This window comes from Pseudomonas alkylphenolica (assembly GCF_000746525.1).
Classification (GTDB): Bacteria; Pseudomonadota; Gammaproteobacteria; order Pseudomonadales; family Pseudomonadaceae; genus Aquipseudomonas; species Aquipseudomonas alkylphenolica.
The window spans coordinates 4642222-4655026 of the sequence record NZ_CP009048.1 but is presented as its reverse complement, the minus strand read 5'-3'; the positions used below and the strand labels follow the sequence as shown (position 1 = coordinate 4655026).

General features: G+C 62.1%; 10 protein-coding genes and 1 pseudogene. 3 read left to right on the top strand and 8 right to left on the bottom strand.

The window, feature by feature from the left end:
* Positions 1 to 13 precede the first annotated feature (13 nt).
* The gene (locus PSAKL28_RS21310) at positions 14 to 796 is read left to right on the top strand and encodes a hypothetical protein (RefSeq protein ID WP_038614300.1); all 783 of its coding nucleotides are present in this window, start codon (positions 14 to 16) and stop codon (positions 794 to 796) included.
* A 42-nt stretch (positions 797 to 838) separates the two neighbouring features.
* On the opposite strand, the gene PSAKL28_RS28615 is transcribed toward PSAKL28_RS21310, so the two are convergent.
* The 8 genes and pseudogenes from PSAKL28_RS28615 to gap form a co-directional block, all read right to left on the bottom strand.
* Positions 839 to 1594: a methyl-accepting chemotaxis protein gene (locus PSAKL28_RS28615; RefSeq protein ID WP_410457952.1), complete on the bottom strand. Its 756-nt coding sequence runs from the start codon at positions 1592 to 1594 to the stop codon at positions 839 to 841.
* Positions 1595 to 1696: 102 nt separating this feature from the next.
* A pseudogene (locus PSAKL28_RS28610) lies at positions 1697 to 2779 on the bottom strand (methyl-accepting chemotaxis protein); the annotation flags it as partial.
* Positions 2780 to 3077: 298 nt separating this feature from the next.
* Positions 3078 to 3503, bottom strand: a complete 426-nt coding sequence (locus PSAKL28_RS21300; protein WP_038614296.1) for a YbaN family protein — start codon at positions 3501 to 3503, stop codon at positions 3078 to 3080.
* A 59-nt stretch (positions 3504 to 3562) separates the two neighbouring features.
* Positions 3563 to 4177 (bottom strand): biliverdin-producing heme oxygenase, encoded by a 615-nt coding sequence (locus PSAKL28_RS21295; protein ID WP_038614293.1) that lies wholly within the window; start codon positions 4175 to 4177, stop codon positions 3563 to 3565.
* Positions 4178 to 4308: 131 nt separating this feature from the next.
* Complete coding sequence (locus PSAKL28_RS21290; RefSeq protein ID WP_038614291.1) at positions 4309 to 6903, bottom strand: TonB-dependent receptor; 2595 nt, start codon at positions 6901 to 6903, stop codon at positions 4309 to 4311.
* A 119-nt stretch (positions 6904 to 7022) separates the two neighbouring features.
* On the bottom strand, positions 7023 to 7985 hold the full coding sequence (locus PSAKL28_RS21285; RefSeq protein ID WP_038614289.1) for a FecR family protein: 963 nt from the start codon (positions 7983 to 7985) through the stop codon (positions 7023 to 7025).
* Positions 7986 to 8053: 68 nt separating this feature from the next.
* Positions 8054 to 8572: an RNA polymerase sigma factor gene (locus PSAKL28_RS21280; protein ID WP_038614287.1), complete on the bottom strand. Its 519-nt coding sequence runs from the start codon at positions 8570 to 8572 to the stop codon at positions 8054 to 8056.
* 164 nt (positions 8573 to 8736) lie between these two features.
* Entirely contained in the window at positions 8737 to 9738 is a 1002-nt protein-coding gene (gap, locus tag PSAKL28_RS21275; RefSeq protein ID WP_038614285.1) for a type I glyceraldehyde-3-phosphate dehydrogenase, read from the bottom strand.
* A gap of 267 nt (positions 9739 to 10005) precedes the next feature.
* Between gap and edd the strand changes: the two genes are divergently transcribed.
* Both edd and PSAKL28_RS21265 read left to right on the top strand, forming a co-directional pair.
* The gene (edd, locus tag PSAKL28_RS21270; RefSeq protein WP_038614283.1) at positions 10006 to 11832 is read left to right on the top strand and encodes a phosphogluconate dehydratase; all 1827 of its coding nucleotides are present in this window, start codon (positions 10006 to 10008) and stop codon (positions 11830 to 11832) included.
* Positions 11829 to 12791 (top strand): glucokinase, encoded by a 963-nt coding sequence (locus PSAKL28_RS21265; RefSeq protein ID WP_038614281.1) that lies wholly within the window; start codon positions 11829 to 11831, stop codon positions 12789 to 12791. The genes edd and PSAKL28_RS21265 overlap by 4 nt, the downstream gene beginning before the upstream one ends.
* The last annotated feature ends 14 nt before the right edge of the window (positions 12792 to 12805 follow it).

The window sequence follows — 12805 nt, the reverse complement described above, 5'->3', positions numbered from 1 at the left end:
TGCGAGAGCCCCCATGACAAACACTGATCTGAAGACCGACCTGCCAATCGGTTATGCCACTGCGACACTGGATCTGCCTGGCTCAGTCGCTAAGAATTTCAACGCTACCCACTTTGATGTTTACAAGTTGAACGGCGAGCTTCACATCTGGGCGCAGCAAGGCGGAGCAGGCCGCTACGACGCGATCTTTCTGAGAATTCCCTATGACACCTCAATCAAAACTGGGGCTAAAGGTATCCGAGCTGCTTTCCTCACTGGGGACGCAGGAGGTTATGCCGAAGAAGTGAAGCTGCTCGATTTCAAGTGGGGTGAAAAAAAATGGTCCGTGGAGTTGAAATTCGCGTTCAGCGTTAAATGCGAGCACGGGGAGTACAAAATCACGGACGGAGCGTTGAAACTAAGCTACGGCGAGCTCAGTGACCTGAAGGACCTCAAGGCTGGAACAGTGTCGGCTACCGTGGATCCGCCTGTGTTCCCAGGCTACGGATCGTTTCAAGCCAGCGGGCTCTCATTTCGAGACAGCGGTGCCGGAGTCCATAAGCTGTATGCCTGGCAAACCACCGCTGACTCGGAGCAAGCGATTGTCCTGCATATCTCCAATGAACACCCTGAAACCGTACTCTTCGGATTCTTCGGCATTGGCCATGGAGGCTATATCGCTGAGAACTACAGCCTGAAGAACGTCGAGTGGGACAAGGAAAGTCGCACCTTCAAAGCGCTATTTGAGTTCGATTTCAGCTCAGCCATTGATAAGCCGTATACCGTCCGCGCCGGGACAGTCGACCTGAGTTACTGATCGACTGTCTTGAGCGCTAGGCGCGGGCTTGCCCCGCGATGCTCAAACCCTGAACTGATCCATCAGCGCCATCTGCTGAGACGACAGGGTATTGAGCTGGCTGCTCACCTGCGCCGACTCAGCGGCTTGTCCGGTCAACGTCTCGGTCACCCCACGGATCGCCGAGACATTACGGTTGACCTCTTCGGCCACTGCGCTTTGCTGTTCGGCGGCGCTGGCGATCTGCAGGTTCATGTCGCTGATGACCGTAACCGCCTCGCTGATCCGGTCCAGGGCTTCGACCGCCTGGTGGATCTGTCCGGCGTTTTCCTGGGCCTTGCCGTGGCTTGAATGCATAGTCGCCACCACCTCGCGGGTGTTGCTCTGGATGCGTTCGATCACCTGACGGATTTCTTCGACCGAATCCTGGGTGCGACGGGCCAGGTTGCGCACCTCGTCGGCGACCACGGCAAAGCCGCGTCCGCTTTCTCCGGCGCGGGCCGCTTCGATCGCAGCGTTGAGCGCCAGCAGGTTGGTCTGCTCGGCGATGCTGCGGATTACCTCCAGCACCGAGCCGATCTTTTCGCTGTTCTGCGCCAGCACTTCGACTTCGGTCACGGCTTTGCTCACCTCATCGGCCAGCAAGGTGATATCGCGGGTACTGCGCTCGATGATAGCCATCCCGTCCTTGGCCGAACGGTCGGCGCCGCGCGCGGCGTCGGCGGCACTGGCGGCGCTGTTGGCGACGTCATGGGCAGTGGCGCTCATCTCGTTGGAAGCGGTGGCGACCTGATCGATTTCGCGGAACTGCACCTGCATGCCCTCGCTGGTGCGCTGGGCAATGGCCGAAGACTGGTCTGCAGTGCTGCGGGCCTGGGTGATGCTCTGCTTGATCTGGGCGATGGTCGGCTGCAGCTTGTCGAGGAAGCGGTTGAAGCCCGAGGTCAGGCGGCCCAGTTCGTCCTGGCGGGCGTAGCGCAGGCGCTGGGTGAGGTCGCCGTCACCGCTGGCAATGTCTTCGAGCATGCTGGCCACGGTATTGAGCGGGCGGGTCACGCCGGTTGCGGTCAGCCACATCAACAGCAGGCCGCCAAGACCGGCCAGGGTGGCGAACAGCACCACCTTGAGGGTGCCGCTGGTGCGGGCCTGCTCAAGGGTGTCTTGCAGGCTGATGGCATCCGCCAGCAGTACCTGCCTGGGCAAGTCGATGACGATGCCCCAGGTTTTGCTGTCGGCCGTCGGCTGCACAGGGGTGAGGGCGCGGATGGTTTCGCCCTGCTCAAGGATCAGCGGCTGGTTGGCGGCGAGTTTCTGCACGGCCTGCTGGCCTTCCAGGCCGAGGGTCTGGCCGATGTTTTGGCCGACCTTGGCGGCATCGTCACTATTGGCCGCCAGCAGTCCGCTAGGCGCGACGATCAGCAGATGTCCGGCGCCATTGAACAGTTCCTGCTGGGCCTTGGCGGCAGCAGCCTGGAGTGTATCGAGGGAAATGTCCACACCGGCAATGGCGATCACTTTGCCGTTTTGCAGCAGTGGCACGGTGATGCTGGTCATCAGCACCTGCTTGCCGCCGACGGTGTCGGAGTAGGGTTCGAGCAGGCAAGGGCGGGCACTGTTGCGTGAGCAGGTGTACCAGACGTTGTAGGGCGTGCCGCTGAGGTTGATGTCGGTCTTGTTCAGGTCGGTATCACTGATCACAGTGTTCAGCGACTCGCCTTGCGCCCGGCTCCAGTAGCTGGCGAAACGACCGCTTTCATTGCCCATGTGCTTGGCATCGTTGGCGAAGGCGCTGTCGTCACCTTCCAAGGCCTGGGGTTCGAACGCCAGCCAGATACCGAGCACCTTTGGGTTGCGTTTGAAGCTGCTGGCCAGGCTCTGGTTGATCGCTTCGCGTAGATCGCCTGCGCTCAGGCCACGCTCGCGGGCCAGCCTTTGCAAGTCCTGGACCTGATCGGCGAGGGCGATGATAACGGTCTGGCTATCACTGAAGGTGCGCCGCAGCATTTCGGCTTTTTCCCCGGCGCGGGCCTGCAGCAGCGCCTGGACGTTGCGGGTAAGCATGGTGGTGCTGGCTTCGCCGACCAGCGCATCGCTCTGCTGCGATTGATAGAGGTTGATACCGACGACCAGTGCGACCACGCCGAGCAGGCAAAGGCCGGAGAGCAGGACGATTTTCAGGCGGATGGAGAGCGTGTCGAACATGGACGTACTCGCTAAAGACAGGCCAGAAGGGGACCGAACCGGGAGAAAGGTTCGATTCGCCACGTCCATTTAGCGATATCAGGGCATCGGCCTTATAGCGTTAAAGATGAGTGCTTGCCGATGAGCGGTCGGCGAGGCTCAAGGGCGCGGCTTCTGGCCGTGACCAGATCCACAGGTTGCCCAACGCCATGCCGCCGATGGCGAGAAATACCGGCCAGCGGTGCTCAAGGAACACCAGCATCACACTGGCGCACACCAGCATGCTGACAGTGGCGCTGAGTTTGGCGCGCCGCTGGATGACTTTGCCATTGCGCCAGTTGTGCAGGATCGGGCCGAACAGTCGATGGTTTTCCAGCCAGGCGCTCAGGCGCGGCGAACTGCGGGTCGCGGCCCAGGCGGCGAGGAGAATGAACTCAGTGGTGGGCAAGCCGGGCACGACGATTGCGACCAGGCCGATGGCCAGGCTGACGTAGGCCAGAAGGCCAAACAACACGCGTGAGAGTTTCGAGGCAGAGGGGCGGGTCATGGCGTCGTCGGTAGCACGGGGAAGGCCCGGTTACCACGAGGGTAACCGGGTGCGGCGCGTCAGGCCAGTTCGGCTTTAGGCGCAGTCGCGTAAGCGTGTTTGAGCAGTTCGGTGAAGCGCTCGAATGCAGCCACGGCGCCTTGCTCGGCCTTGGCCTCTTCTTCAGGGCTCAGCTCCAGGCTGTCGAGGATGCGGGTGAACTGTTTCCAGCCTTCGGCACGGCCACCGGCTGGTTCGCCCAGGTGGCGGGCGCCGAAGCTGTCGGACAGACCGAGGCCCACCGCGCGCTTGATCAGGAACGCCGCGCCGAGTTTTGAGCCTTCGGAAACGAAGATCCAGCCCATGGCCTCACCCAGGCTCGGGTTCTGCACGGCGCCAGCGAAGTCGGCGGGGATCTCGGTGTTGAGGTCCGCCAGGTCGAGGCCGGCCTGTTCGGCACGGCAGCGTTCGGCCAGGTCCGGAACGATGGCGATCAGCTCAGGGTTGGTGTACAGCGCCTTGAGTTCGTTCTGAAACAGGTACTGGGCAACGACGAAGCGAGCGAAGCTTTCGCGGGTTTCGAACGGCGCGTGGGATTTGACCAGGGCGTCCAGCTCGGTATGCGGGGCATGGGTCAGCTGGTTCAGGCGTTGCGAACGCAGGCTGGCGCGTTCGGTGGTGGTGGCGGCGGTCATGGTGATTCCTTGCGAAATGGGCGTGTCTAGTGACTAGACGAACAAGGTGACGTGCGACAGTAAAAAATCCTCACCCCATCGCGGGGCAAGCCCGCTCCCACTGTAGGAGCGGGCTTGCCCCGCGATGCTTTTTAAATGTCCCAGATCAGGTTGATGGCAAAGTTGCGGCCAGGCATGGTCAGACGGTCGAGGTTGGCGGGTGAGGTGACAGCCGCTTCACCGAGGCCGTCGTAGCCGCGTACGTCATCCCATTGCCAGTATTTCTTGTCGGTCAGGTTGTACAGGCCGGCGTTGACAGTGATGTCGTCGGTGACCTTGTAGTAACCGGTCAGGTCGAGCACCCCGTAACCCGGCGTGCGGAATTGTTTGCTGGTGCCGTCGGGCGCGAAGAAGGTGGTGTCGTCGACCCGATCCTTGCGCTTGACCAGAGTCCAGCTCAGCAGACCGCCGTACTGTTCCTGCTCATAGCCCAGGCCCATCACTGCAGTCAGCGGGTTGACGCTGTTGAGCGGCTGGCCGGTGTCCTCGTTACGGCCGTAGGCATAGGCCAGCGAGCCCTGGGTGTACAGGCCATGTGGCGCACCAAAGGCATCCAGGTTCAGGCGGCCCTTGAACTCGGCACCCTTGATGATGGCGTGCTTGATGTTGTTGGCCTCGAAGGTCTGGCCCAGGTTGCTGCCTTGCACGGCGTCTTCGTTGATGAAATCGCGGTACTTGTTGTAGAACACCGCCACATCAAAGTTACCGGCATCGAAGTTGCCCCGCAGACCGGTTTCGTAGCTCTTGCTGGTTTCCGGCTCCAGGTTGGAGTTGCCACGGACGCTGTAGCCCAGCCCCGGGTTTTCGAAGCGACCGTAGAGTGCTTTGGCGGTCGGCGTACGGAAGCCTTCGGCGTATTGGCCGTACCAGGTGTAGTTGTCGTTGAACGCATAGGTCACGCCGAACTTGGGCGATACCTGATGCCACTTCTTCTCGCTATCGTCAACCGGGTCGGTGCTCGATGCTTCGACTCCGCGCAGGTACTCGTCGGTCATGTGCGGCTTGAGCTGGGTGTAGTCGTAGCGAACACCCGGCAGGAAGGTCCACTGGTTCCAGCGGATCTCGTCCTGGGCGAACAGGCTGTAGGTGTTGACCGTCGGGTCCGGGAAGTCGCTGACGAGTACCTGGCCATCACGCGGGCTGTCGGCGCCGATAGCTCTACAGGTGCCGCCGACGTTCAGACAGGTACCGGTACCGCTGCGCGAGCCGGTGACTTTCTGTTGCTTGAGGGTGGTGCCATAGGTCAGCAGGTGTTCGGTCTCACCGATGCTGAAGGCCTTGTCCAGCTGGGCATCAAAGACCCACTGGCGATCCTTGTAAGTGGTCTGGCGATCACGGAAGACCTGGCGCCCCCCGGCAACATAGAGCTCTTCGGTGCGCTGGTCTGTCTTGCCGATCTGATAGTTCAGGCTCCATTTCATGTTGTCGGCAAACAGGCTGCCCAAGGCGAACTCGTGGTTGATGCCGAAGCGCTCGCGGGTCACGGTGTCATTGCCGGTACGGTCGCGGTAGGAGTTCATGGCACCGAAGCCAGGAATGAATGGCCCGCCCACGGAGCTCTTCTGATCCAGGTCGCGGTCGTCCTTGTAGTGCTCGTAGGTGAAAGCCAGGCGCGCGTCGTCGGCATAGTTCCAGCCGGCCTTGGCGAGGATGTTGGTGGTGCGCACGTCTTCAGGGTTCGCCTCGGTCCGCTCAAGACCGGTGCCGCCATGGCTGCCGTAGGACTCGGTCTCATGGCCATTGCGTTGGCTCAGGTGAAAAAGGCCGTCGAAGTCGCCCTGGCGTCCGGCAACGGTGGCCGAGTTCAGCCAGCTGTCATCTGCTGAGCTGTAACCGGTCTTCAGGCGCGCGCCGACGTCCTGGCCGGGCTTGATGATGTCGTCCGGGTCGAGGGTGAAATAGCTGACTGCACCGCCGATGGCGTTGCTGCCGTACAGTACCGATGCCGGGCCGCGGAGGATTTCCACGCGCTTGACGATCTCCGGATCGACGTAGTTGCGCTGGGTCTGGGCATAGGGGCCGAAGAAGAAGCTGTCGGGAATTGATACGCCGTCGATCTGGGTCAGTACGCGCTCACCGTCGATACCACGAATGTTGTAACCATTCAGGCCGCTGCGCTGGCCGGTGCCACTCACCGATACGCCTGGCTCGTAACGCACCAGTTCCTTGATGTTGTTGACGTTCTGGCGGTCGAGCTGCTCACGGGTCTGTACCGAGACCGTGCTCGGCACCTGGCTGATGTCCTGGGCGCTGCGAGTAGCAGTAACAGTGATCTGCTGCAGGGCGATGGCGCTGGAGTTGCTGCGCTCGAGCACCACATTGCCAGCACTGAGCGTGCGGTACTTCAGGCCGGTGCCGGCGAGCAGGCGCTGCAAGGCGGCCTCCGGTTTCAGCGAGCCCTGCACGCCTGGCGACGCGACGCCCTCTGCCAGCTCGGCCGACAGCCCGACCTGCCAGCCGGTCACGGCGGTAAACGCGTTGAGCGCCGATACCAGCGGCTGCTGGCCAATTGCAAAGCGATAGTCACCCATGCGCGGGGCGCTGGCCTGGGCCGGCTCGGCGGCCAGTGCCGGCAGGCTGCAGGCGCCGCTGGCGAGCATGGCCAGGGTCAACAGGGAGAGCGTGCAACGCTGCAGGCCAGGTGTACGTGGGGTGTCTGAAGACCGACGAGTGAAACCGGTTGGCATCGAAAGCGCTCCCTGTCGCGCGAATGTTATAGGTGCTGTTTGATTCAAAAATAAGAATCAGTTGCATTGGCTATAACGAGACGTATCGCCTCAGGGGATCGCGTAAAAAAACTTTCCAGTCAGTTAAGAATGACCACGGCGGGGAACTCGTGCAGCTGCGCCGAAGTAATGTGGGCCAGGGCTCGCAAGGTTTCTACGGGTTGGTCGAGGCGGTAGTTGCCGGTGACCGCGACCTGTTCAAGGCGCTCGTTGCCGGAGATGATCAGGCCCGGGTAATAGCGGCGCAGTTCGGCCAGTACCTGGTTCAGCGGGCAGTTCTCGAAGATCAGGCGGCCCTGGACCCAGGCCAGGTCTTTCTGCGGGTCGACGCGCTCGCGATCACCGAAGCCATTGGGGCCGATCCGAATGCTGTCACCACTGGACAGGCGTATGCGCTGGTCGCTGCTGGCTTGCAGGTCGACATCGCCGCGCTGCACCCGCACCTGGGCTTCGCCGTCGAGGTAGCGCACGGCAAAATCGCTGTCGCGCACACTGGCACGCAGTGGGCCTGCCTGCAATTCCAGCGGTTGGTTGCGGCCGGCGGGCACCTCGAAGAACGCTTCGCCCTGGTAGAGGCGAGCGACGCGCTGGCGGGTATTGATGTCGCTGGAGAATGCGCTGTTGGTGTTGAGCAGCACCCTGGAACCGTCCTCAAGCTGCAGGCGCTGGCGCTCACCGACCACAGTCAGGTGATCGGCCTGCAGGCGCAGCGGCAGGTTACCGACGGTAAACACTCCGATCAGCAGTACCGCAGCCGCAGCCAGGGGCTTCCAGTGCGGGCGCAAGCGCGCCAGGCGCGAAGGGCGGTAAGTCTGGGCGATCTGGCTGGCGGCCTGGCGCACGGTGTCGCCTTGCCACAGTGCCTCGGCTTCGACATAGGCCTGGGCATTGGCTGGATCTGCTTCCAGCCAGGCTTCGAAGGCGCGGGTGTCTTCGGCGCTGGCGCATTGCAGGCGGATCAGCCAGTCCAGCGCCTGGTCCATGGCACTGTCGCAGGCAGCCGGGTCTGGCGGCGAAGGGCGGTCAGGGGCGCTTTCGGTCACGGAAAATCCTGGGTGGTCTTGTAATGCTGCTAATGATCAAGCGTAACGGCGCAGGTGGCAAGCCAGGGTCAATCGCGGTTCAGACGATTGGCCACGCCAACACAGATCGCCATGATCAGTTTCAGTTCCTTCTGCACCGTGCTGGCCGAAACGTTGAGCTGTTCGGCAATTTCCAGGTAGCTGGCGCCGTGCAGGCGGCTGAGGATGAAAATACGTTGTTGTCGCGAGGTCAACTGCCCGAGGCTGACGCTCAGGCGCTTGAGCAATTGCTCGGCGTGGGCTGCGTCTTCAGCGCTGCTGCTGGGCGCGGCGACGTTGTGCAAAACCTGCTCGGGCACATCGTCAACCAGGTTGCGCGATTGCGCCCGGCGCGCGCGCAAGTGGTCGAGGGCCAGGTTGCGGGCGGTCTGGAAGACGAAAGGTTCAAGGTGTTCGACCGGCCGTTCGCCCAGCGCCCGGGAAACGCGCAGGTAGGTCTCTTGCAGCAGGTCTTCGGCGGTGCTGGGGTTGTCGACCATGCGCTGTAACGTGCGCAGCAGGCTGACCCGCTGAGCGAGGAATACAGTGTTGAACCGGGACTGACTCACAGCGATACCTGACCAATGCGAAGCGAATGATAATGCTTATCATCAGCACATTGGTCAAGTATTGCATGCTCGGTAGGAGCGGGCTTGCCCCGCGAAGCCTCAATCGCGGGGCAAGCCCGCTCCTACAGCAAGCCCGCTCCCACAGGGTGAGTGTGAGCCTTCATTCACACGGCGTTACACAACGCCAGACAGTTATCCAACATACGGTTGGAGAACCCCCACTCATTGTCATACCAGGCCAGCACTTTGAGCATTCGCCCGTTGGTGCGGGTATGGTTGGCATCGAAGATTGACGACAAAGGGTTGTGATTGAAGTCGCACGACACCAGCGGCAGGCTGTTGTAACCGAGAACCTTGGAGTGACGGCTGGCTTCCTTGAACAGGTTGTTGACCTCTTCGACGCTGGTATCGCGCTTGAGGTTGACGGTCAGGTCGACCAGCGACACGTTGATCACCGGTACCCGCACCGCCATGCCGGTGAGTTTGCCGGCCAGCTCTGGCAGCACCAGGCCGACGGCTTCGGCTGCACCGGTCTTGCTCGGAATCATCGACTGGGTCGCCGAGCGGGCGCGGAACGGGTCGCTGTGGTGGATGTCGGTGAGGCTCTGGTCGTTGGTGTAGGCGTGGATGGTGGTCATCAAGCCCTGCTCGATGCCCAGTTCGCGGTGCAGCACCTGGGCAATCGGCGCCAGGCAGTTGGTGGTGCAGGAGGCGCTGGAGATGATCTGGTGCGAAGGGCGCAGAATGTCGTGGTTGACCCCGTAAACAATGGTCGCGTCGGCGCCTTTGGCCGGTGCCGAGATGATGACTTTGCGCGCCCCGGCAGTAAGATGAGCAGTTGCCTTGGCGCGGTCGGTGAAGTGGCCGGTGCATTCGAACACTACATCGATGGCTTCGGCCTTCCACGGCAGCTCGGCCGGGTTGCGGATGGCACTGACGGCAATGCGGTCGCCATTGACGGTCAGGCTTTCGTGATCGAACTCGACATTGGCAGCAAAGATGCCATGAACACTGTCGTACTTGAGCAGATGCGCATTGATCGCGCTGTCACCCAGATCGTTGATCGCGACGACCTGCAGGTCCTGACGGTAGCCTTGGGTATAGAGTGCGCGAAGGACGTTGCGGCCAATGCGGCCAAAGCCATTGATTGCGATACGAAGGGTCATAGAGCTACCTCTGGTAGACCGGGTGAAGCCCGTGGCACATGGGAAATCGCTTCACTGAATCTGATTTTGTTGTTGGAATTACAAGATTATTCGTAAAAAAATAGAAAACAAGCCTTTTTGCTGGCAGTATTTTGTTCAATCTACAACGAGCGACCGGCCAAGCCGTTCCTCCCGCAACCGTGCCCCTGCCTTTGAGCCTAGGTGGCGATTGTTGATATGGGAAACTGCCGCAGAGGTCGCAACCACCGATAGCCTGGAGTCCAGTACATGCATCCGCGCATTCTTGAGGTCACCCAACGGCTGATCGACCGCAGCCGTGCCACCCGTGAACGCTATTTGCAGTTGATTCGCGGGGCGGCCAGTGACGGGCCGATGCGGGCCAAGCTGCAATGCGCCAACTTCGCTCACGGTGTGGCCGGCTGTGGCACCCAGGACAAGAACAGCCTGCGCATGATGAACGCGGCCAACGTCGCCATCGTCTCCGCCTACAACGATATGCTCTCGGCGCATCAGCCCTACGAGCATTACCCTGAACAGATCAAGCAGGCGCTGCGCGACATCGGCTCGGTGGGCCAGTTCGCCGGTGGCGTGCCGGCCATGTGCGATGGCGTCACCCAGGGCGAGCCGGGCATGGAGCTGGGGATTGCCAGCCGCGAAGTGATTGCCATGTCCACGGCCATCGCCCTGTCGCACAACATGTTCGATGCGGCGTTGATGCTCGGCATCTGCGACAAGATCGTTCCGGGGTTGTTGATGGGCGCGCTGCGCTTCGGTCACTTGCCGACCCTTTTCGTCCCCGGCGGGCCGATGCCTTCAGGTATTTCCAACAAGGAAAAAGCCGATGTGCGTCAGCGCTATGCCGAGGGCAAGGCCAGCCGCGAAGAGCTGCTGGAGTCGGAAATGAAGTCCTACCACAGCCCCGGCACCTGCACCTTTTACGGCACCGCCAACACCAACCAGTTGCTGATGGAAGTGATGGGCCTGCACCTGCCGGGCGCGTCGTTCGTCAATCCCTACACGCCGCTGCGCGATGCCCTCACCGTCGAGGCCGCGCAACAGGTCACGCGCATGACCAAGGCCAGCGGCGACTTCATGCCCTTGGGCGAGATCGTCGACGAAAAGTCCCTGGTCAACTCCATCGTTGCCCTGCACGCCACTGGCGGTTCGACCAACCATACCCTGCACATGCCGGCGATTGCCCAGGCGGCCGGTATCCAGCTGACCTGGCAGGACATGGCCGAGCTGTCCGAGGTGGTGCCGACCCTGTCGCATGTCTACCCGAACGGCAAAGCCGACATCAACCATTTCCAGGCGGCCGGTGGCATGGCCTTCCTGATCCGCGAGCTGCTCGATGCCGGGCTGCTGCACGAAGACGTCAACACCGTGGCCGGCCATGGCCTGCGTCGCTATACCCAGGAGCCGTTCCTGCAGGATGGCAAGCTGGTCTGGCGCGAAGGGCCGCAAGCGAGCCTGGACGAAGCGATCCTGCGTCCGGTCGCGCGGCCGTTCTCCCCGGAAGGCGGGCTGCGGGTGATGGAAGGCAACCTTGGCCGCGGGGTCATGAAGGTGTCTGCGGTCGCGCCTGAGCATCAGGTGGTCGAAGCCCCGGCGCGGGTGTTCCATGACCAGCAGGCGCTCGCCGATGCTTTCCAGGCTGGTGAGCTGGAGTGCGATTTCGTTGCGGTGATGCGCTTCCAGGGCCCGCGTTGCAACGGCATGCCGGAGCTGCACAAGATGACGCCATTCCTGGGCGTGCTGCAGGACCGTGGCTTCAAGGTGGCATTGGTGACTGACGGGCGCATGTCCGGTGCGTCGGGAAAAATTCCGGCGGCCATTCATGTCTGTCCGGAAGCCTTCGACGGCGGCCCGCTGGCACGCGTGCGCGATGGCGATATCGTGCGGGTCGATGGCGTTGCCGGCACCCTGACGGTCAAGCTCGATGCCGCGGAAATGGCCGACCGGGAAATCCCGCCAGCACCGACCGGCAACGATCTGGGCTGCGGGCGTGAACTGTTCGGTTTCCTGCGTATGGCCCTGAGCCCGGCAGAGCAGGGCGCCAGTGCCTTCACTTCAGCCCTGGAAACCCTCAAATGAAGCGCGCCCTGGTCGGTGATATCGGTGGCACCAACGCCCGCTTTGCCCTCTGGGAAAACAACCGGATGCACTCGGTCCAGGTGTTCGCCACCGCCGATTACCCCAGCCCTGAGCAGGCCATCGGCGCCTACCTGCAGGCACAAGGGCTGAGCAAGGGCGACCTTGGCGCAGTCTGCCTGGCGGTGGCGGGGCCGGTCAGCGGCGATGAGTTTCGCTTTACCAACAATCACTGGCGACTCAGTCGGCAGGCCTTCTGCAAGGCCCTGCAGATCGAGCGGCTGCTGCTGATCAATGACTTTACCGCGATGGCGCTGGGCATGACCCGGCTGCAGCCCGATGAGCGCCGCACGGTGTGTGCTGGCGAGTCTGAAGCAGGGCGCCCAGCAGTGGTAATCGGCCCTGGAACCGGCTTGGGCGTGGGCACTTTGCTCGGTCTGGAGGATGGCCGCTGGATGGCATTGCCCGGTGAAGGTGGGCATGTCGACCTGCCGGTGGGCAGCGCCCGCGAGGCGCAGATCCGTGAGCAGATCGCCAGCGAAACCGGTCATGTCAGTGCCGAAACCGTGCTCAGCGGCGGCGGCCTGTTGCGTTTGTACCAAGCCATTTGCGCGCTGGATGGGCAACCGGCAACCTTGCAAAGCCCTGCGGCGATTACCGATGCAGCCCTGGCCGGTGAGCCACTGGCGCTGGCGGTGATCGAGCAGTTCTGTCGCTTTCTTGGGCGGGTGGCCGGCAACAATGTGCTGACCTTGGGTGGGCGTGCTGGGGTATACATTGTCGGCGGCATCATTCCGCGCTTCGCCGAGCTGTTTTTGCGCAGTGGTTTTGCCGACAGCTTTGCCGCGAAAGGCTGCATGAGCGGCTACTTCAAGAATGTCCCGGTGTGGCTGGTGACCGCTGAGTTCTCCGGTTTGCTTGGAGCTGGTGTGGCTCTGCAACAATTGGGGGCAACAGCCTAAGGGTGGGAGCGGGC

What these genes read in the sequence shown, in the direction of transcription:
- PSAKL28_RS21310 (WP_038614300.1), top strand. Translation starts at nt 14, where the DNA reads ATGACAAACACTGATCTGAAGACCGACCTGCCAATCGGTTATGCCACT.
- PSAKL28_RS28615 (WP_410457952.1), bottom strand. Translation starts at nt 1,594, where the DNA reads ATGCAGGTGCAGTTCCGCGAAATCGATCAGGTCGCCACCGCTTCCAAC.
- PSAKL28_RS21300 (WP_038614296.1), bottom strand. Translation starts at nt 3,503, where the DNA reads ATGACCCGCCCCTCTGCCTCGAAACTCTCACGCGTGTTGTTTGGCCTT.
- PSAKL28_RS21295 (WP_038614293.1), bottom strand. Translation starts at nt 4,177, where the DNA reads ATGACCGCCGCCACCACCACCGAACGCGCCAGCCTGCGTTCGCAACGC.
- PSAKL28_RS21290 (WP_038614291.1), bottom strand. Translation starts at nt 6,903, where the DNA reads ATGCCAACCGGTTTCACTCGTCGGTCTTCAGACACCCCACGTACACCT.
- gap (WP_038614285.1), bottom strand. Translation starts at nt 9,738, where the DNA reads ATGACCCTTCGTATCGCAATCAATGGCTTTGGCCGCATTGGCCGCAAC.
- edd (WP_038614283.1), top strand. Translation starts at nt 10,006, where the DNA reads ATGCATCCGCGCATTCTTGAGGTCACCCAACGGCTGATCGACCGCAGC.
- PSAKL28_RS21265 (WP_038614281.1), top strand. Translation starts at nt 11,829, where the DNA reads ATGAAGCGCGCCCTGGTCGGTGATATCGGTGGCACCAACGCCCGCTTT.